This window comes from Rhizobium etli 8C-3 (assembly GCF_001908375.1).
GTDB lineage: Bacteria > Pseudomonadota > Alphaproteobacteria > Rhizobiales > Rhizobiaceae > Rhizobium > Rhizobium etli_B.
Window position 1 is genome coordinate 1,244,614 of record NZ_CP017241.1, and the last position, 18,932, is coordinate 1,263,545.

At 60.4% G+C, this 18,932-nt stretch carries 15 protein-coding genes, 1 tRNA gene and 1 pseudogene; 7 read left to right on the forward strand and 10 right to left on the reverse strand.

What is annotated here, in order from left to right:
• The first annotated feature begins 164 nt into the window (after window positions 1–164).
• Window positions 165–617, forward strand: a complete 453-nt coding sequence (locus tag AM571_RS06255) for a glyoxalase superfamily protein (RefSeq protein WP_074063099.1) — start codon at window positions 165–167, stop codon at window positions 615–617.
• On the opposite strand, the gene AM571_RS36095 is transcribed toward AM571_RS06255, so the two are convergent.
• The 6 genes from AM571_RS36095 to AM571_RS06280 form a co-directional block, all read right to left on the reverse strand.
• Window positions 596–760, reverse strand: a complete 165-nt coding sequence (locus AM571_RS36095; protein ID WP_155774415.1) for a hypothetical protein — start codon at window positions 758–760, stop codon at window positions 596–598. The two genes, AM571_RS06255 and AM571_RS36095, sit on opposite strands and share 22 nt — an antisense overlap.
• Window positions 761–837: 77 nt before the next feature.
• Window positions 838–1,635 carry a 5-deoxy-glucuronate isomerase gene (gene iolB / locus AM571_RS06260; RefSeq protein WP_074060675.1) on the reverse strand — a complete coding sequence of 266 codons (798 nt, stop codon included), beginning with the start codon at window positions 1,633–1,635 and terminating at the stop codon, window positions 838–840.
• A 164-nt stretch (window positions 1,636–1,799) separates the two neighbouring features.
• Entirely contained in the window at window positions 1,800–2,699 is a 900-nt protein-coding gene (gene iolE / locus AM571_RS06265; protein WP_074060676.1) for a myo-inosose-2 dehydratase, read from the reverse strand.
• A gap of 22 nt (window positions 2,700–2,721) precedes the next feature.
• Window positions 2,722–4,566, reverse strand: coding sequence for a 3D-(3,5/4)-trihydroxycyclohexane-1,2-dione acylhydrolase (decyclizing) (gene iolD, locus AM571_RS06270; protein ID WP_074060677.1), 1,845 nt, complete (start codon window positions 4,564–4,566; stop codon window positions 2,722–2,724).
• Between the two features lie 24 nt (window positions 4,567–4,590).
• Window positions 4,591–6,525 carry a bifunctional 5-dehydro-2-deoxygluconokinase/5-dehydro-2-deoxyphosphogluconate aldolase gene (locus AM571_RS06275; protein WP_074060678.1) on the reverse strand — a complete coding sequence of 645 codons (1,935 nt, stop codon included), beginning with the start codon at window positions 6,523–6,525 and terminating at the stop codon, window positions 4,591–4,593.
• Between the two features lie 92 nt (window positions 6,526–6,617).
• On the reverse strand, window positions 6,618–7,490 hold the full coding sequence (locus tag AM571_RS06280; RefSeq protein ID WP_074060679.1) for a MurR/RpiR family transcriptional regulator: 873 nt from the start codon (window positions 7,488–7,490) through the stop codon (window positions 6,618–6,620).
• Between the two features lie 209 nt (window positions 7,491–7,699).
• On the opposite strand from AM571_RS06280, the gene AM571_RS06285 reads away from it, so the two are divergent.
• The 3 genes from AM571_RS06285 (at window position 7,700) to AM571_RS06295 (ending at window position 10,291) form a co-directional block, all read left to right on the forward strand.
• Window positions 7,700–8,815, forward strand: coding sequence for a Gfo/Idh/MocA family protein (locus AM571_RS06285; protein ID WP_074060680.1), 1,116 nt, complete (start codon window positions 7,700–7,702; stop codon window positions 8,813–8,815).
• An 85-nt stretch (window positions 8,816–8,900) separates the two neighbouring features.
• The gene (locus tag AM571_RS06290; protein ID WP_074060681.1) at window positions 8,901–10,118 is read left to right on the forward strand and encodes an NAD(P)/FAD-dependent oxidoreductase; all 1,218 of its coding nucleotides are present in this window, start codon (window positions 8,901–8,903) and stop codon (window positions 10,116–10,118) included.
• 82 nt (window positions 10,119–10,200) lie between these two features.
• Window positions 10,201–10,291, forward strand: a tRNA-Ser gene (locus AM571_RS06295).
• A 53-nt stretch (window positions 10,292–10,344) separates the two neighbouring features.
• Here the strand turns inward: AM571_RS06295 and AM571_RS06300 are convergent.
• Both AM571_RS06300 and AM571_RS38325 read right to left on the reverse strand, forming a co-directional pair.
• On the reverse strand, window positions 10,345–11,532 hold the full coding sequence (locus tag AM571_RS06300) for an IS481 family transposase (RefSeq protein ID WP_074060682.1): 1,188 nt from the start codon (window positions 11,530–11,532) through the stop codon (window positions 10,345–10,347).
• 107 nt (window positions 11,533–11,639) lie between these two features.
• A pseudogene (locus AM571_RS38325) lies at window positions 11,640–12,184 on the reverse strand (IS481 family transposase); the annotation flags it as partial.
• 873 nt (window positions 12,185–13,057) lie between these two features.
• Here AM571_RS38325 and AM571_RS06315 point away from each other — a divergent pair.
• Window positions 13,058–14,113, forward strand: a complete 1,056-nt coding sequence (locus tag AM571_RS06315) for a porin (protein ID WP_074063100.1) — start codon at window positions 13,058–13,060, stop codon at window positions 14,111–14,113.
• A 98-nt stretch (window positions 14,114–14,211) separates the two neighbouring features.
• Here the strand turns inward: AM571_RS06315 and AM571_RS06320 are convergent, their stop codons facing one another.
• Window positions 14,212–15,105 (reverse strand): alpha/beta fold hydrolase, encoded by an 894-nt coding sequence (locus AM571_RS06320; protein WP_074060684.1) that lies wholly within the window; start codon window positions 15,103–15,105, stop codon window positions 14,212–14,214.
• Between the two features lie 58 nt (window positions 15,106–15,163).
• The gene (locus AM571_RS06325) at window positions 15,164–17,239 is read right to left on the reverse strand and encodes a lytic transglycosylase domain-containing protein (protein ID WP_074060685.1); all 2,076 of its coding nucleotides are present in this window, start codon (window positions 17,237–17,239) and stop codon (window positions 15,164–15,166) included.
• A gap of 215 nt (window positions 17,240–17,454) precedes the next feature.
• On the opposite strand from AM571_RS06325, the gene dapA reads away from it, so the two are divergent.
• Complete coding sequence (gene dapA / locus AM571_RS06330) at window positions 17,455–18,339, forward strand: 4-hydroxy-tetrahydrodipicolinate synthase (protein WP_074060686.1); 885 nt, start codon at window positions 17,455–17,457, stop codon at window positions 18,337–18,339.
• Between the two features lie 112 nt (window positions 18,340–18,451).
• The gene (gene smpB, locus AM571_RS06335; RefSeq protein WP_022714633.1) at window positions 18,452–18,931 is read left to right on the forward strand and encodes an SsrA-binding protein SmpB; all 480 of its coding nucleotides are present in this window, start codon (window positions 18,452–18,454) and stop codon (window positions 18,929–18,931) included.
• Window position 18,932: the final 1 nt, after the last annotated feature.

Below are 18,932 nucleotides of genomic sequence, written 5' to 3' on the forward strand. Positions count from 1 at the left end.
CTGGCGGATATCAGGGCCGGTTTAGAGGCGCCGGCCGCTCGCGGGTGAAAATCCACGGTGAAGTCCTCGAAGTTCGTCGCAGCCAAATCGGTGCATGCTGACTGACGGCAATGCGAGCTCCCCTTTGCAGTCAAAATGGCATGCCTTCCGAAAAGGCTCAGCACATGACGACCGATCTTACCATCGATGAACTGAAGGCGCAGGCAAAGCGGCTTCGCCAGGCGATCGAAACGCGCGGTACTGCGATTTCGCACAGTGCCGCACTCGAACTCGTTGCCCGGCAACTTGGCGTGCGCGACTGGAATACGCTTTCGGCTCTGGCAACAAAGCCCAACGCGGATCGCGTTTCTGCGCTGTGTGTCGGCTCGCAGGTGCGCGGCCGCTACCTGAACCAGCCGTTTGTCGGCAAGGTTCTGGCACTTGCAGAGACCGGCGGCGGGTTTCACAAGATCACCATCCATTTCAATGAACCGGTGGATGTCGTGACCTTCGAGAGCTTCTCTGCGTTCAGGCAGCGCATCAATGCGCAGATCGACACGAACGGCATCTCGCCCCGCAAGACATCGAACGGACAGCCGCATCTGATACTCGACATCTATCCGCGGCAGAAGTCCTGACCTTGGTTCTTGATCGTCGCTGCGGTTGCAGCGGCGTCGGCCTCCTTCAGCGCCGCGGCGTGCGCCATCCAGCCCGCTGCTGCGATGAGGGTTGCAAGCCGCGATGGCTGCAGCGAGGAACGGAGCCGCCCGGACGGGCGCATGTCCTCCATCCTTTCTGATGAAGTCAGCAAACCACCGGCTCTTCTTTCGCACAGTCAGATCATTTAGCGAGGCAGCGCTACGCCTTCAGCAGCCATTCGTGCTCGGGCGCATTGTGGAACTTCCAGATGCGCTTCGGACCAGCCATGACGTTGAGATAGTAAAGGTCGTAGCCGTGGCAGGCAGCACAGGGGTGGTAGCCCTTCGGAACCAGGGTCACGTCGCCGTCTTCCAGCACCATCACCTCGTCCAGCGATCGGTCGTCGGTATAGACGCGCTGGAAGCCGAAGCCTTGCGGCGGGTTCAGGCGGTGGTAATAGGTCTCTTCGAGGAAGCTTTCGTTCGGCAGGTTGTCCTGGTCGTGCTTGTGCGGCGGATAGGAAGAGGTATGACCGCCCGGCGTGATGACTTCGACGACCAGCAAAGAATGCGCCGAACTGTCGTTCTCCGGCATGATGTTGTTGACGTAGCGGACATTCGTGCCCTTGCCGCGCGTGAGCGCGGGATGCGTGCCCGGCGGAATGGCCTTCGCCTCGTAGGTGCCGCCGCCCGGTGCCGAGCAGACGGCGAGTTCCAGATCGGTCTCGGCCGTCACCGACCAGGTCGATTCCATCGGGATATAAAGCGCATGCGGGCTGCCCTCGAACGGGCTCATGCGTTCGCCGAGCGTCCCGAAATCCTTTGTGCCGGCCTTCGCCTTGCCCTTGCCACTCACCCAGACGAGGCAGACCTCGCGGTCGGCGGTCTCGCCGGATGCAGTTTCGCCCGGCTTCAGCCGGTGGAGGTCGAAGCCCACATAGGTCCAGCCGGCATTCTCCGGCGTGACATGGGTGACGCAGCCGTTCATGCCGTTCGGCTTGACCTTGAGATTGGGCATGGTGGTTTCTCCTTGTAAGCTCAGGGCAGGGGCCCTCATCCGGCTGTCGCCACATTCTCGCCTAAGGGCTGAATCGATATGCCGCGCCGCAGCGTTGTTCTCTCTCCCCGGTGGGAAGAGTGCCAGAAGGGCAAATGAGCGGGAGCGTGGCTCCGGCTATCCAATCAACCCTTGTCCAATCCAGCTTCCTTCGCAAGACTCTTCAGTGCCTTCAGCCCCATCGACTGATACTCGAACGGATTGCGCTTGAGCGGGTCCTGCTCGGCTTCGATAACCAGCCAGCCCTCGTAACCGTGTTCGGCGGCGACCTTGAGGACCGGTAGGAAATCGACGCCGCCCTCCTTGTCGCCGGGAACCGTAAAGACGCCGCGGCGCACGCCTTCGAGGAAGGAGAGTTTGTCAGCCTCGACCTGGTTGCGGATTACCGGGCGAACGTTCTTCGCGTGGATATGGCGCACGCGATGCATGTACTTCTTGGCGACTTCCACCGGATCTGTGCCGCCGAACCAGGCGTGTCCCGTGTCGAGCAGCAGCTTCGTTGCCGGGCCGGTATTTTCCATCAGCTTGTCGATCTCGGCACCTGTCTGCACGACCGTGCCCATATGGTGATGATAGACGAGATCGATGCCCTGAGCAGCACAATATTGGGCGATCGCCTCTATATCGGCGCCGAACTTCTCCCACTGATCGTCGGCGAGAACCGGCTTGTCGACAAGAGCCTTGCTGTCGTTGCCGTGGATGGCGTTCGACGTTTCGCAGACGATGCACACTTTGCAATCATTGGCCTTGAGCATGTCGAGATGCGGCTGGATCGCTTGTCTTTCGTCCTCAACGCTGTGGTCGAGGAGGTTCAGCGAGTGCCAGCCGGATACGAATACGAGTTTGTGCGCGGCGAGCACTCTTTTCAGTTCGTGGCCGTCGGACGGCATCTTGTGGCCCTTCTCGATGCCATCGAATCCGATCTTCTCGCAATCGCTGAGGCAGTCCTCGAGCGTCAAATGGGCGCCGATCGTGCGGTCGTCGTCATTGCTCCAGGCGATGGGGTTGGTCCCGTAGCGGATCATCATTGTCTCCGGGTATCGTGATTTAGCGTTGATGCTTGCGCGCTTCGACATAGCTCTTGCGCGCCTTGTTGACCTGTTCGCGCGGGCTCACCTCGGGAACGGCGACATCCCACCAGTGACCGCCGGCTTGTGTCGTGATCAGCGGGTCGGTATCGATGACGAAGACCGAGGTACGGTCGTTCTTCTTCGAATCGGCAATCGCCCTCTCCAGTTCGGCAATCGAAGAAACCTTGACCGCGATGGCGCCCATGCTCTCGGCATGCGCCCGAAAGTCGATCTCCGGCGTTACCTGGTGGTAGGAGTCCTTCAGCAGGTTGTTGAAGTTCGCACCGCCCGTTTCCATCTGTAGGCGGTTGATGCAGCCGTAGCCGCGATTGTCGAGCAGGACCACGTTCACCTTGACGCCCATCATCACCGAGGTTGCGAGCTCGGAGTTCAGCATCATGTAGGAGCCGTCACCGACGAGGACGAAAACCTCCTTGTCCGGCTTCGCCATCTTTGCGCCGAGTCCGCCGGCGATTTCGTAGCCCATGCAGGAGAAGCCGTATTCCATGTGGTAGCTGCCAGGGGCTGTTGCCGGCCACAGCTTGTGCATCTCGCCCGGCAGGCCGCCAGCGGCGCAAAGGCCGATCGCCTTTTCCAGTTCGATCGAGCGTGTCACCGCGCCGATCACTTGCGCATCCGAGGGGAGGGCGACGTTGCTGGAAGCCATCGCCTTGTTGGCGGCATCCATCCAGACGTTCTTTTCCTGCATTGCTCTTTGCGCGAGTGCCGCCGGTGCCTTCCAGCCGCCAAGCCCTTTCGACAGCGCTTTCAGGCCTTCGCGGGCGTCGGCGACAAGCGGCTGAGCGTCATGCTTGTAGGCATCGTAGGCGGCGATGTTGAGGCCAAGCATCTTCAGCTTGTCGTTCTTGAACAGCGCCCAGGAGCCGGTCGTGAAGTCCTGGCAGCGCGTGCCGACGGCGATGATGAGGTCGGTTTCTTCGGCAATGGCGTTGGCAGCCGAAGTGCCCGTGACGCCGACGGAGCCGAGCGCCAGAGGGTGGCGCTCGTCGATCGAGGATTTGCCGGCCTGGCTGACGACGACAGGAATGCCGTGGGCCTCGGCGAAGGCTTCAAGTTCCTGCGTCGCCTGGGAATAGAGAACGCCCCCGCCGGAGATGATTACCGGCTTTTCGGCTGATTTGACGAGCGTGATCGCAGAGGCAAGTTCATCGGCGTCCGGCTGCGGACGGCGGATCGTCCAGACCTTTTCTTCGAAGAGGCTCTCCGGATAGTCGAAGGCTTCCGCCTGGACGTCCTGGCAGAGCGAGAGCGTAACCGGGCCGCAATCCAGCGGATCGGTCAAGACCTGCATGGCGCGCTTCAGCGCTGTGATGATCTGCTCGGGGCGGGTAATGCGGTCGAAATAGCGCGAGACCGCGCGAAAGGCATCGTTGGCCGATACCGTGCCGTCGCCCCAGTCCTCGATCTGCTGCAGCACCGGATCTGGCGCGCGGTTGGCGAAGACATCGCCCGGCAGGAAGAGCACCGGGATGCGGTTGACATGTGCGACACCGGCCGCCGTCACCATATTCAGTGCGCCGGGGCCGATCGAAGTCGTGCATGCCATGAACCGCTGGCGGAAGCTTGCCTTTGCATAGGCGATCGCCGCATGCGCCATGCCCTGTTCGTTATGGGCGCGATAGGTGGGCAGCTCGCCGCGCACCTGATAGAGCGCTTCGCCGATGCCGGCGACATTGCCATGGCCGAAGATCGCCCAGACGCCACCGAAGATCGGCACCTTTTTGCCGTCGACGACGCTCATCTGCTTCTTCAGGAAATGCGCAACAGCCTGCGCCATCGTCAATCGGATCGTCTTGCCCATCGGGCACCTCCCAAATGCTCTTAATTAATGCAGGCCGCGGGTTTTCAACCAGGCCTCGGTCAGTCGGCGGAAGCGTCCGGCCATATCGGCGATCGCTTCCTCGTCATCCATGTTGCCGGAGAGCCAGGCGCGCGCTGCGTCGGCAAATATGGTGCGCCCGACGGCAAAGCCTTTTACCGAGGGGGCGGCAAGCGTCGCCTCGAAGCCCTTCACGAGCTCTTCGGCCGGCGCCTCCAGCCCGAGCAGCACGATACCGCGGCACCACGGATCGTTCCTGGCGATCACGGCGTCGATCTTCCTCCAGGCAGACGTCGAAGCCTGCGGCTCCAGCTTCCACCAGTCCGGCTTGATACCGAGCGCGTAAAGCTCTTCCATCGCCGTCGAGATCGTGTCGTCGCCCAGCGGGCCATTCTTGCTGGCGATGATTTCCACCAGCAGTTCGCGGCCGACCTTGCGCGCAGCCTCAAAGAGTGTGCGCAGCTTCTCCTGCTGCTCGCCCTTTAGATCAGCCGGATCGTCTGGATGATAAAAGCACAGGCACTTGATGCAGTGGTCGAGCGGCCATTCGACAAGCTGCGAGCCGATATCCTGGCTGAACTCGAAGCGCAGTGGCTTGGAACCTGGCAATTCGACCGGCCGGCCGATCCAGGAAAAATTCTTGCTCGCCGCATCGAAGAAGGCGTCACGGCCGAACCGCTCGTCGATCAGCATACCGTAGCCGTCGCGGCCGCCGGCAACGCGCGCTGCCGCTTCGACGGCCAACCGCTTGAAGGCGACGATCTTCTTGTAGTCGACGCCCAACTCGTCGCAAACGCTGGTGAGTTGCGACCGATGGTCGATCGCAAGTGCCATCAACAGCGGAATATCGCCCTTTCGAGTCGAAGCCCAGTGAATGTGGTTGATCGCCTCGTCCTTGCGTAGCGCACGCTGCTCGCTACCGTTCTTCAGGAAGAAATCGAGCTCTGCCCAGGTTGGATATTCCGGCGAGCAGAGCAGGCGGGAGACGGCGAAGGCACCGCATGCGTTGGCCCAGGTGGCGCAGGTCTTCAGCGGCTCGTCCTTCAGCCAGCCGCGCAGGAAACCGGACATGAAGGCGTCGCCGGCGCCGAGCACGTTGAAGACCTCGATGGGGAAGCCCTGGCCGATGATGCCTGTTTCCAGATCGTCGGCAATCGGTCCGTCGTAGACGATGCAGCCCATCGCGCCACGCTTCAGCACGATCGTTGCCGGCGAGAGGCGGCGGATTTCCTTGAGCGCGCCGAGCACGTCATCCGCGCCGGAGGCGATCAGGATTTCCTCCTCTGTGCCGACAATGAGGTCGCAATCGGCCAGCGTCTCCTTCATCTTGGAAGAGACGCGGTCGGACTTCACATAGCGCTCGAAGCCTTCGGCATGGCCGGCAAGTCCCCAGAGATTCGGCCGGTAGTCGATGTCGAAGATCACCTTGCGGCCATTCGCCTTGGCGATCCGGATCGCCTTTCGCTGCGCAGCCTCGGTGTTCGGTCGCGAGAAATGTGTGCCGGAAACGAGAACGGCGCGTGACGACCGGATGAAATCCTCGTCGATATCGCCTTCGTCGAGCGCCATGTCGGCGCAGTCCGAGCGATAGAAGATCATCGGCGAAACGCCCTCGGCCTCCACCGCAAGCAAAACGAGTGCCGTCAGCCGCTCGATGTCTGTCCGGATACCCTTAGTCTCCACACCTTCGCGCGCTGACTGCTCGATGATGAAGCGGCCCATCTGTTCGTTGCCGACGCGGGTGATCAGGGCGGACTTGAGGCCGAGGCGCGCCGTGCCGATGGCGATATTGGCCGGGCAGCCGCCGACGGATTTGGCGAACGATCCGATGTCTTCCAGCCGCGAACCGATCTGCTGGCCGTAAAGATCGACGGAAGAGCGGCCGATGGTGATTACATCAAGATACGGCTCGGGCTGCAGACCCGGATTGAATTGTGCCATGATGTCCTCCCGCTAGATTACTGCAGGACCCTGCCGCCTGCTGATTTTGAATAATGAAACATCGGTTCCGAGTTTTTGTCAATTCGGAATGTTTATTCCATTTTTTCTTTTGCGGTTTTGGGATGGTGAAGTTTGCGCCGGCGCTCGGCGATCGCCACCGGCAGCGCCATGACCAGCGCCATGGAGGCCGAGAGCGAGCGGAAGCCGGCAAAGTCAGCTTCGGCAACCTCAAACCAGCAGGCGGCGCGGGCCGCAAGCGGCGAGAAAGCCGAATCGGTGATCGCCACGACCGGCACGCCGCGGTCGGCCAACCCTTCGGCCTGGCTGAGGCTGTCGGCAGCATAGGGCGAAAAGCTGGCGGCGATCGCCGCATCCTTCGGCGTTGCGAATTGCACCATCTCCGGATCGACCCCATTCGGCGAAGCGACGATCTGGTGGCGGATCCCGAGTTTCGAAAGGGCATAGGCCATGTGTGCCGTGAGCGGATAGGAGCGGCGTTTCGCTATAAGATATATGGTGTCGGCCGCCGCCAGGATGTCGACGGCCCTGGTGAAGGTTTCCGTCTCGACGCTCGCCGCCATGCGGTTGATGGATTGGATAGCTGCGGCGATGAAACCGGAAAGCAGGTTGGCATCTTCGTCACCTTCGGATTGCTCCAGCGTGACGAGGCGCTCCTCGTAGCTCAGCGTCCGGTCCCGCAGCCGCTCGCGGAAAATACTTTGGAGATCGGAGAAGCCCTCATAGCCCAGGTGGCGCGCGAGCCGCACCAGCGTCGACGGCTGGACGTGCGAAGCCGCCGCGATGCTCGCCGTCGTGCCGAAGGCGATCTCGTCGGGATGGCCGAGCGCAAAGGCGGCGACCTGGGCCAGCCGCTTCGGCATGCTTGCCTTGCGTTCGATGATCGTGCTGCGCAGGCTTTCGAAATCGCGAGGCACGCGCACAAGTCTCTTGGTGTCGTTATCCATGCGGGCGGTCCATCGGATGAAACAAATATTCCATATTTGAAAAGCATAAATGATTTCGCTTTTCGATCCTAACTGTTTTTAATCCACCGGAATCGAAGGTTTTTGAACATGTTCGACGTCAACTGACGCAAATGAGGCGGTCGTATCGTCTTGTCAAAACGGTCCAGATATTCCAAAAATCATGACGGACATGGAGGAGAGGACGGAAAATGAAGCCACTCGGCATCGGTTTGATCGGCACCGGATATATGGGCAAGTGCCACGCGCTGGCCTGGAATGCGGTGAAGACCGTCTTTGGTGACGTCGAGCGTCCAAGGCTCGTGCATCTCGCCGAAGCCAACGCAGACCTGGCGAATTCGCGCGCCGCCGAATTCGGTTTCGAAAAGGCGACGGCCGACTGGAAAGTGCTGATCGCCGATCCGGAAATCGATGTCGTCTCGGTTACCACACCCAACCAGTTCCATGCCGAAATGGCGATTGCGGCGCTCGAGGCCGGAAAACATGTGTGGTGCGAAAAGCCAATGGCTCCCGCCTATGCCGATGCCGAGCACATGGTGAAAACGGCGAGGGCTTCCGGCAAGGTGGCCGTTCTCGGATACAACTATATCCAGAACCCGGTCATGCGGCACATCAAGACGCTGATCGGCGAGGGTGCGATCGGCGCCGTCAACCACATCCGCGTCGAGATGGATGAGGATTTCATGGCCGATCCGGACGGCCTCTTCTATTGGAAGAGCGAATTGTCTTCCGGTTACGGTGCGCTTGACGACTTCGCCGTACATCCGCTCTCGCTGCTGTGGTATCTCTTCGGTCACGTCGAAGCGGTTATTGCCGACATGGTGAAACCTTATGCCGACCGCCCGCTCAAGGAAGGCGGTCGCCGTGCGGTCGAAAATCACGATGGCGCAAACGTGCTGATGCGTCTTGGCGGCGGCATCTCCGCCGTACTGATGGCAAACCGTGCCGCCTGGGGGCGCAAGGGCCGCATCGCAATGCAGATTTTTGGATCGAAAGGATCGATCGCCTACGATCAGGAACGCATGAACGAATTCGAGCTCTATCGGGCAGAGGGCCGCAGCACGGAGCAGGGCTTCCGCAAGATCCTCGCAGCGCCCGCCCACCAGCCTTACGACCGCTTCATTCCAGCCCCCGGCCATGGCCTTGGCTTCAACGACCTGAAGATCATCGAATGCCGCGAGCTGATCGGCGCCATTTCCGGTCAGCCGTCGTCCTTGGTCACGTTCGAAGACGGTCTCAGGATAGAGAGGTCGGTGCATGCCATGGCACAGTCCTTCCACGAGCGCCGCTGGATCGAGATCGGCTGACGGGCAAGATCGCTTCCTGTTGACGGCGCCAAGGGCGGGGGCTACGTCTCGCCTTCATAACAACACTGCTTCTGGGAGTGGGATCGTGACGGACAGACTGGTAATCATCGGTGCGGGGCAGGCGGGCTTTGCGATGGCCGCAAAGCTGCGCGCGCTGCACGACACCCGCCCAATCACCATTATCGGGGCCGAGGACGTTCTGCCTTACCAGCGGCCGCCGCTTTCGAAGAAATACCTGCTCGGCGAGATGACCTTCGACCGCCTGCTGTTCCGCCCCGAGCACTGGTACCCGGACAATAATGTCGAAATCCGCCTCGCGACCTGGGTCGAGCAGATCGACCGCGACAAGAAGCAGGTCGCATTGCAGGACGGTTCGATCCTTGACTACGGCACGCTGGCGCTGACAACGGGTTCGACGCCGCGCAGGCTGCCGGCAGCCGTCGGCGGCGACCTTGACGGCGTCTATGTCGCCCGCGACAAGCGCGATGCGGATCTTCTCGCCGATGAGATGCGGCCCGGCCGGCGCGTCCTTATTATAGGCGGCGGTTATATCGGTCTCGAAGCGGCAGCCGTTGCGCGCTACCGCGGTCTCGAAGTGACCGTCATCGAAATGGCCGACCGCATTCTCCAGCGCGTTGCCGCCAAGGAAACCGCCGACATCATCCGCGCGATCCACGAGAGCCATGATGTCGTGATCCGCGAAAGGACCGGGCTTAAGCGTCTCGTCGGCAGGGATGGGCATGTTTGCGGCGCTGAGCTCTCTGACGGCTCGATGATCGAGATCGATTTCGCCGTCGTCGGCATCGGCGTCGTGCCGAACGACCAACTGGCAAAGGAAGCCGGTCTTGACGTTGCCAACGGCATTCTCGTCAACGAATTCGCCCGCACTTCCGACCCCTCGATCTTTGCCGCCGGCGATTGCGCCGTACAACCCTGGCAGGATGGGCAGATAAGGCTCGAGTCTGTGCAGAATGCCGTCGACCAGGCTGAAGCCGCCGCTGCGGTCATCGCTGGCGGTCTTTCACCCTATGACCCGAAGCCGTGGTTCTGGTCCGATCAGTATGACGTGAAGCTGCAGATCGCCGGCTTCAACCTCGGCTACGACGAAACCCTTCTGCGCCCCGGCACCCGCGAAGGCGCGCATTCCATCTGGTATTTCAGGAACGGCCAGTTCATCGCCGTCGACGCGATCAATGATGCAAAGGCCTATGTGACGGGCAAGAAGCTGCTGGAAACAGGAATCAATCCCGACAAGGCAGTGCTGGCAGACGCGGCGGCCGATCTCAAGCAGTTGCTGGCTTGAGATCACGGCATTGTTTTCTCCCGGGTGGAAGCTGAAAAAGCGCTTGCTTCACCTGCGGAATGACTCTATCAGGGCTCCCACCGGAGAGGTGGCCGAGTGGTCGAAGGCGCTCCCCTGCTAAGGGAGTATACGTCAAAAGCGTATCGAGGGTTCGAATCCCTTCCTCTCCGCCACCAAGCAATTGGTGTCCGATGTCCGACCCGGAGACATCGGTAACAGATCGTACCTAAGACATGGGTGACAACCTCGTGCCGAACGGGTTGTCGATGGTTTGCAAGGTCCTCTGCTCCAGGTCGATATATCCCAGATCATACTGCATGAAGCTGACGAGCCAAATACCGTCGTCGACTTCCTTGAGTCCCAGTTTCTGTCCTGCCAGCACGGTCGAGATGTTGACCTTCTTGCGGTAGATGCAGATGCGGCCGCAATTGGTCACCAGCGCATCGCGATCGTGGAAGGGGTAGTCGATCTCCGGCAGGCCCTGATAGGGGCGTGACGAAGCGACGTAGAGATCTGCCGGCACCTTCATGTTGAGCGCCTCGTGCGGCCGCTCCTGATTGAATTCGCTGACGAAAGCGTCGAAGCGGGCCTGCTGCTGGAGGATGTTTTTGCCCGGTGGTCTGGTCGCCTCTTTCTTCAGCGTCAGGTGCATGCGCTCATGCCGGCCGTTTTCTTGGGGACGGCCCGGCCTGATGCGCTCCAGCGTGATCCCGAGCCTCAGCCACCACACCGACAGCTTCGACAGATTGTAGAGCCCGTTGGGGCTGGCGAACGGCAAGCCGTTGTCGCTGCGGATCGCCGTCGGCAGGCCGCATTCCGTAAACAGCCGCCGGAACGCGTCGAAGACAGCCCGTTCTCGTGTCGATTCAAAGGCTTCGCAGGCGAGAAGATAACGTGACGCCTGGTCGGTGACCGTCAGCGGGTAACAGTATCGGCCATCGCCGAGCTTGAACTCGCCCTTGAAGTCGGCACACCACAGATCGTTCGGCAGTAATGCCTGTGACAAGGCTGTCCCTTCGGCTCGATGTCGTTGCCGCTTGCGGGCATGGGCGACCAGACCATGTCGATCGAGAACGGCATGCACCGTACTCTTCGACGGCACGCGCACATCGCCGGCCAGGCGCTTCACCAAAAGCTCCCTGATCTTCCTGGCACCCCAATGCGGCTTGCTCTTCTTGCACGAGACGATCATCGCCTCGACCGGCTCAGGCAGCTGGTTGGCATAACGCACCGGCCGTCGAGACCGATCCGTCAGTGCCTCCAGGCCGTCGTCCTTATAGCGATTGAAGATTTTGTAGCCGGTCTTGCGCGAGATGCCGAATGCACGGCACACATCGCTCATGCCTTCGCCCTCTAATAGCCGGGCGACAAATCGTAGACGTTCCTCCATCACCGAAGTCTCTTTCCACGGCATCAACACCTCCCGCCAAAAAGCGAAAAGTGTCACCCATGTCTCCGGTACAAAACGTCACCTATCTCTCAGGTCGGGCACGACCCGGAGACATCGGTAACAGAACGTACCTAACACATGGGTGACAACCTCGTGCCGAACGGGTTGTCGATGGTTTGCAAGGTCCTCTGTTCCAGGGCAGATCATAGTGCATGAAGCTGACGAGCCGAATGCCGTCGCCGACTTCCCTGAGTCCCAGTTTCTGGCTGGCTGGCACGGTCGAGATGTTGATCTTCTTGCGATCGATGCAGATGCGACCGCAATGGGTCACCAGCGCATCGCGATCGTGGAAGGGGTGATCGATCTCCGGCAGACCCTGATAAATGCGTGACCAAGCGGGGCGGAGATCTGCCGGCACGTCATCGAAAGCGCCCCCCGTGCGGCCGCTCCTGATAGCATTCGCTGACGAATGCATCCAAGCGGGCCTGCTGCTGGAGGATGTTGTTGCCGAATGGTCTGGTCGCCTCCGTCTTCAGCGTCAGGTGCATGCGCTGATGGGCTCCTGCGTGATTTGCCGAGCCTCAGCCGCCACACCGACAGTTTTAGACAGATTGTAGAGCCCGTTGGGGCTGGCGAACGGCAAGCCGTTGTCGCTGCGGATCGCCGCCGGCAAACCAGGGCATCCAGCCGAGCATGAGCCGCGTCGATAATCCTACGATGATGCGAGGCCAAAAAATCCATGAGGACCCTGAAGCAGGAGGAGGTGGATGGTCAGGCGTATCGCGGCCTGGACGATGAAAGGACCAGGATCGGCGAATTCTCCGAGGCGGTCTGCAACAGGCAGCGCCTGGCCCTCGACTATCTCGCGCCGGAGCTTACGGAACCGGTCTCATCAACTAGGGCCAGAGACACCAAATGCAATTCACAGCCGGGATAACTGTTACTGACTGCTGTCTCACCAAAGGACGGGGCCTATCACGTGTCCTGTAGAAAACGTCACCCATCTCAGGTCGGGCAGAAAAATCTCGAAAATCGGTTCGGTCTGCTCTTGGCCAAAACGCGTCCCGTGTAATCGAATCTCTCCGGGCCAGAATCGCCTGAAGAGAATCAATCCTCATCCGAAAGTGATTCCTGCAGAGGGGCATCGTCAATTCGGGTGTTCCTTCATCCGCGGCCGCATTGCGGGGCCGTCATAAAGTCCGCCGAATCTGGCTGGAAATTGGTATCAATGCGGCACAGGATGGGTCGTGCAATAGGCGCGAGGCGATGCTAAACCCCTGCAAAAGCGGCAGTTTCTTAACAAACCATAAAGAAATGCGGCGGCGCCTGCCCAACTTGTGGCCTTTCAGCAACAGGACGCCGGTAAGGCTGATGCAAATACCACAAAGGAGTAAGTTGGTGATTGCGTGACAGGCGCGGTCTTGTATTTTCAACCTCGGAAGCGAGGGCGGTTGATCGTCCGACTTCTTGAAACATGGGGATGGGGCAGGGAACGCTGCTCAAGGCGAAAAATCCCAGACCCGATCGAAACTTTGAATTGGAGGTCACTATGAACATCAAGAGCCTTCTTCTCGGCTCCGCTGCTGCTCTCGCAGTAGTTTCCGGTGCTCAGGCCGCTGACGCTATCGTCGCTGCTGAGCCGGAACCGGTTGAATACGTTCGCGTCTGCGACGCTTACGGCACCGGCTACTTCTACATCCCGGGCACGGAAACCTGCCTGAAGATCGAAGGCTACATCCGCTTCCAGGTTGATTGGTCTGCTGGTGACATCGCTGACAACGGCGGCGGCGAAGACTGGTCGGCCCGTACCCGCGGTCAGGTTGCCTTCACGGCGAAGAGCGACACTGAATACGGTCCGCTCACCGGCGTTATCGTTTACCAGGCGAACTTCCGCCCGAACGGTGTTGCCAACAGCCAGGCTGATCAGAACGACACGGTAATCGACGAAGCCTACATCGATATCGCAGGCTTCCGCGTTGGTAAGTTCGTCAACTGGTGGGATAACGACTTCTCCGGTGAAACGGAAGTCATCAACAACAACACCAACTTCAACGCGATCCGTTACCAGTACGACTCTGGCGACTTCTACGCCGGTATCGCTGTTGAAGAGCTGACCCGTACCGGTCTGGGTAACGACAACGGTGGCAACAACGTCGGTATCGACGCTGCTGTCGGCGGCAAGTTCGGCGCCATCAGCTGGGAACTTCTCGCTGGCTACGACCTCGACCGCGCCGACGGTGCTGTCCGCGGCATCATCTACGCAGACATCGGCCCGGGCACCTTCGGTCTTGCCGGCGTATATGCCAGCGGCCCGAGCGACTACTACGACAACGGCGAATGGGCGATCGCTGCTCAGTACGCTGTCAAGGCAACTGACAAGTTCACCATCACCCCGGCTGTTCAGTACACCGACAACATCGACATCGACGCCGATGAAGATTTCGACGGTGGCAGCGAATGGCGCGCTGGCGTTACGCTCGACTATGAAATCGTCGAGAACCTGACGACGAAGGTGACCGTTAACTACATCAGCCAGGACCACGACAACGGCGATGAAGACGAAGACGGCGTAACGGGCTTCTTCCGCCTGCAGCGTTCGTTCTAATCTAGTCTGATCTGACTTCGGTCAAATCGTGAAGCCCGGCTTTCGAGCCGGGCTTTTGCTTTGCAGGTGTCTGCTTCCGGCGGTACCGGGACGGACCTTCAGAGGTCGCGGAAAAAGCGACGGAGTACCTGCGCCACATCCTGGAGATGCAGCAGTGGCGCATGTCCCTGACGTTTTGCCGTGAACTGCCGTGCTGCCGGGTGCCGCCGCAGCATCTCTTCGACCGTTGCCTTTGACAGCAGTTTTGAATTCTCGCCGCGGATGACGAGCAGCGGTATCTTCGCCATTGCGTCGAACTGCTTCCAAAGATCCGGCAGCAGCGTGCTGAAATCGGCAGCGATCACTGCCTCGGCGATGGCCGGATCGATATCCGCGACCAATCCATCATCAGTCTTGCGATAGATCGCATGGGCCATGGCGCGCCAATCGTCGACGGAAAGAGCAGGAAATTCCGCCTCGTGCAGTTCGCGAAGCAATCCGGCCGCATCGTCCCAGTCACGCGGCTTTCGCGGATTCGCGAGATAGGCTTGAATATGGCGAAGCCCTTCCGGTTCGAGCACCGGGCCGACATCGTTGAGCACGACGGATGCCAGCAGTTCCGGCTTCATTTCGGCGATGAGATGCAGGAGAAGCCCGCCACGTGAGGTTCCGATGAAGGCGGCTTGCGTGATGTTGAAGGCGGCGCAGGCGGTCAGAACGTCGTTTGCTTCCACGCCGAGATTGTAATTCTGCTTGCTGTGGTCCCACGCCGAGCGGCCTCGTCCCCGATAGTCGATCGCAATCACGCGTCTGGGGCGCTCCCGGTCCTTCGAAAGGATCAGCGCAAGCTGATGAAAATCGCGGGAATTGCGTGTCAGGCCGGGCAGGCAGATCACCGGCGCGGCGCCGGATGCGGAGGGATTTCCGGCCCCATAGTCACGGGCGTAGAGCTTGAGCCCGTCGACCGACTGGTATGTCTTGTCCTCGAAGCCTTCAGTGGTGTTCAAAAACATTGCGATTTCCCAGTTGCGGTCAGGAAATCTAGCCTGCTTCAGCGTCAAAGCAAATCGCTCAGGATGACGATCGCCCGCCGGTCAGGTCGCGCTCGATATCCGGCGTCTGCCCGAGCCTTGCCTTGTAGACCTCGTAATTCTCCATCACGCGCTGGACATAGTTGCGTGTTTCCGGAAAGGGGATGCGCTCGATCCAGTCGACGATTTCATTGATGGATTTGCCGCGCGGGTCGCCGTAGCGGCTGATCCATTCGGGCACGCGCTTCGGCCCGGCATTGTAAGCGATAAAGGTCAAGATGTAGGAGCCGCCGAAGGCGTTGATCTGTTCGCCGAGATAATGCGCGCCGAGCGTGGCATTGTAGCCGGCGTCGCCTGTCAGCTTGTCGGCCGAATAGGTGATGTTGTGGCGCTTGGCGACTGCCTTGGCGGTCCCGGGCAAGAGTTGCAGTAGGCCACGGGCGTTTGCGGACGAGACGGCGGCGGGGTTGAAAGCGCTTTCCTGCCTTGCGATGGCATAGGCGAGCGCTTTGCCCGAGCCGGAGATATTCGCGTTCGAGGGAATGACGCCGACAGGAAAGGCCAGCGCCGCGACGTCCATCCCGCGCGCATAGGCGATCTTGCCGACCTGCAGCGACAGGTGATGGTTGCCGGAGCCTTCCGCCTGCGCCGCCAGGATGGCAAGTTCGCCGGCGCTTTGAAGCTGCTCGGCGAGCGCCAGGTAAAGACTTGCCGCACGCCAGCCATGACCCGCAGCCTCAAGGCGCGAAATCGCCTGAATGGCTTCGCGCGACTGCAGGCTCTGGCGGTCTTTGCTTGTGGGCGACGGATAGGAGACATTGAGTGTCTTTCGCCCCAGCCGCTCTGCTGCGAGCTGACCGTAGAAAGTACTCGGGAAGTTTGCTGCTTTTGCGTAGAATTCGCCGGACTTGCCCGCCCCACCGGCTTCTGCGGCACGGCCCAGCCAATACCAGGCCCGCGAAACGGAAATCGGACCGTTCGAAACCTGAAGAATCTTGCGGAAATGCGCTTCGGCCGTCGCCGGATCCTGCAGCCCGCGCAACGCATACCAGCCGGCATGGAATTCGGCTTCGACAATATCTGCCGGGTTCGTCGCGACGTGATTTTCGACCACGCGGTAGGCGGCCTTGAATTGGCCCTGGTCGACAAGACCGCGGCTGACGATGCGCTGCTCGTTCCACCATTCGCCGGAATTCACCAGTTCATCGCGCGCTGAAGGTACTTGCGCCAGAAGCTTGGCGGCTTCGGCATATTTGTCCTGCTTGCGCAAATATTCGATGCGGGCAAAAAGATAGCCCGGATCATTCGACCATTTGCCATCGACTGCATTCAGGAGTGCCCCGGCATTGGCCGCCTTGCTCGCAACAGCCGACCACGCCTTGTAGAGGGACTGCGCCTGGCCCATCTCACCAAAGCGCTTGGCCTGCGCCGTCCGGCCCCGATACATCAGATATTCCATGCGCGCCTTGTGGTCGGCGGCGCCGAGAAGTGCTGAGAACTCCGAGAGCACCTTGTCTTCGGTCTCCGTGTCGAGTGCTTCGCTGCGCCAGATCTTGCGGATATGTTTTGCCGCCTGTGTCTGTCTGCCGGCAGAGACCAGCGCTCGAGAGAGGATCATTGCGCCGGGGGTCGTTTCCGGTGCGGTGTCGCCGAAAGCCGCGAGAATCGCAGCCGGGTCCGGATTTTCGTCGTAGAGCGCCCGCTCGGAATAAGCGCGCAGCTTGGAAAGTCCCGGCCAGCCTTTGAGTTCCTGAGCCGCGCCTGCAATTTCATAGGAAGGCACGCCCTTGATGCCGGAAACGGCGATCGCCCATGTCAGGACATGCCGGTCGAGCGTGCCATTGCCCATGCCGTTGCGGATCGAGATGGCCTGCTGTGGATTCTTGCTGGAAAGCGCGTCTAGCCCAGCCTTCAGGTTTGCGCTCACGGGCGCGACCGTCGTGCTGCGCGGGATGGCGCCGGTCATGATCGACTCAGGTGCCGAGGTTTGCGGCACAAAGCCGATTGGCTTTAGCTCCGCTACCGGAGCGCGCCCGTCAGGCAGCGGCGAGGCGGCGCTGCTCCACGCGGCGGCCGCAAGACCGAAGGTGGAGAAGATCAACACAGCTCTTTTCATCCGGTATACTCGCCAGGAAAATATGCCTCGAGTTTCGCCACAGGCCTCTTAATGAAACCTTACCGAAACCAGTAAAATTCGTTCACATTTGATGTCGGAATTTGCCCTAAACCGATCCATGCGCGCTTGTCGCGGCGATTTCGCCGCTTTATGGTGCGCAACCTATATTCAAGGAATGCGGCTGAAGCGTGGATATCGGCCGTGAGGAGTTGCGCATGTTCAAGGGATCCATTCCCGCCCTCGTCACCCCCTTCACTGATGCCGGACTGGTTGATGAAGCGTCCTTCGCTTCCCATGTGGACTGGCAGATCACGGAAGGCAGCAGTGGTCTCGTCCCTGTCGGCACGACGGGCGAGTCACCGACGCTGTCGCATGGCGAGCACAAACGTGTCGTGGAAATCTGCATCGAAGCGGCGGCCGGGCGGGTACCGGTCATGGCAGGCGCCGGCTCGAACAATACGCGCGAGGCGATCGAGCTTGCCCAGCATGCCGAAAAGGCGGGCGCAGATGCCGTGCTCGTCGTAACGCCCTATTACAACAAGCCGACCCAGAAGGGTCTGATCGCGCATTTTTCGGCCATCGCCGAGGCCGTCAGGATACCGATCTACATCTACAACATTCCCGGCCGCTCGGTGATCGACATGACGCCGGAAACGATGGGCGCGCTTGCCAAGGCGCATTCCAACATCGTCGGCGTCAAGGATGCAACCGGCAAGATCGAGCGCGTTTCCGAACAGCGTATCACCTGCGGCAAGGATTTCCGCCAGCTCTCGGGCGAGGACGCAACGGCACTCGGCTTCAACGCCCATGGAGGCGTTGGCTGCATTTCGGTAACGGCCAATGTCGCGCCGCGTCTCTGTGCCGAATTCCAGGCGGCAACGCTTGCCGGTGACTACAACAAGGCGCTCGAATATCAGGACCGCCTGATGCCGCTGCACAAGGCAATCTTCCTGGAGCCCGGCCTCTGCGGCGCGAAATACGGCCTTTCCAGGCTCGAACGCATGAGGCGCAACGTGCGCTCGCCGCTGCTCTCCACACTGGAGCCGCCGACAGAAGCGGCAATCGATGCCGCGATGCGTCATGCCGGGCTGCTGAACTGAGCGGAGCTGGAAGTCGGGGCTGCGTCCGTCTTCACAAGTTTCGGCTGTTCTCCTACATATGGGCGTAATGAGGGCGCGTGGTTTTGCGCGCCCGCAAGGATTGGATTGAGTCATGGCCCCCAAAGGCAGCCAGCGTATCGTGAAGAAGGTCGTGGCCGAAAACCGCAAGGCCCGCTTCAACTACGAAATCATCGATACATATGAGGCCGGGCTCGTTCTGATGGGCACCGAAGTCAAGTCCTTGCGCGAGGGCAAGGCCAATATCGCTGAATCCTATGCTTCGGATGAAGGCGGCGAGATTTGGCTCATTAATTCCTACCTGCCAGAATATCTGCAGGCCAACCGCTTCAACCACGAGCCGCGCCGCCGCCGCAAGCTGCTCTTGTCGAGCCGCGAGATCAACAGACTGCGTGCCGGCATCAATCGCGAAGGCATGACGCTGATCCCGTTGAAAATCTATTTCAACGACCGCGGCCGGGCGAAGATGGAACTGGCGCTGGCCAAGGGCAAGAAGCTGCACGACAAGCGCGAGTCTGAGAAGGAGCGCGATTGGAACAGGCAGAAGAGCCGCCTGCTGAAGGACAATGGTTAAG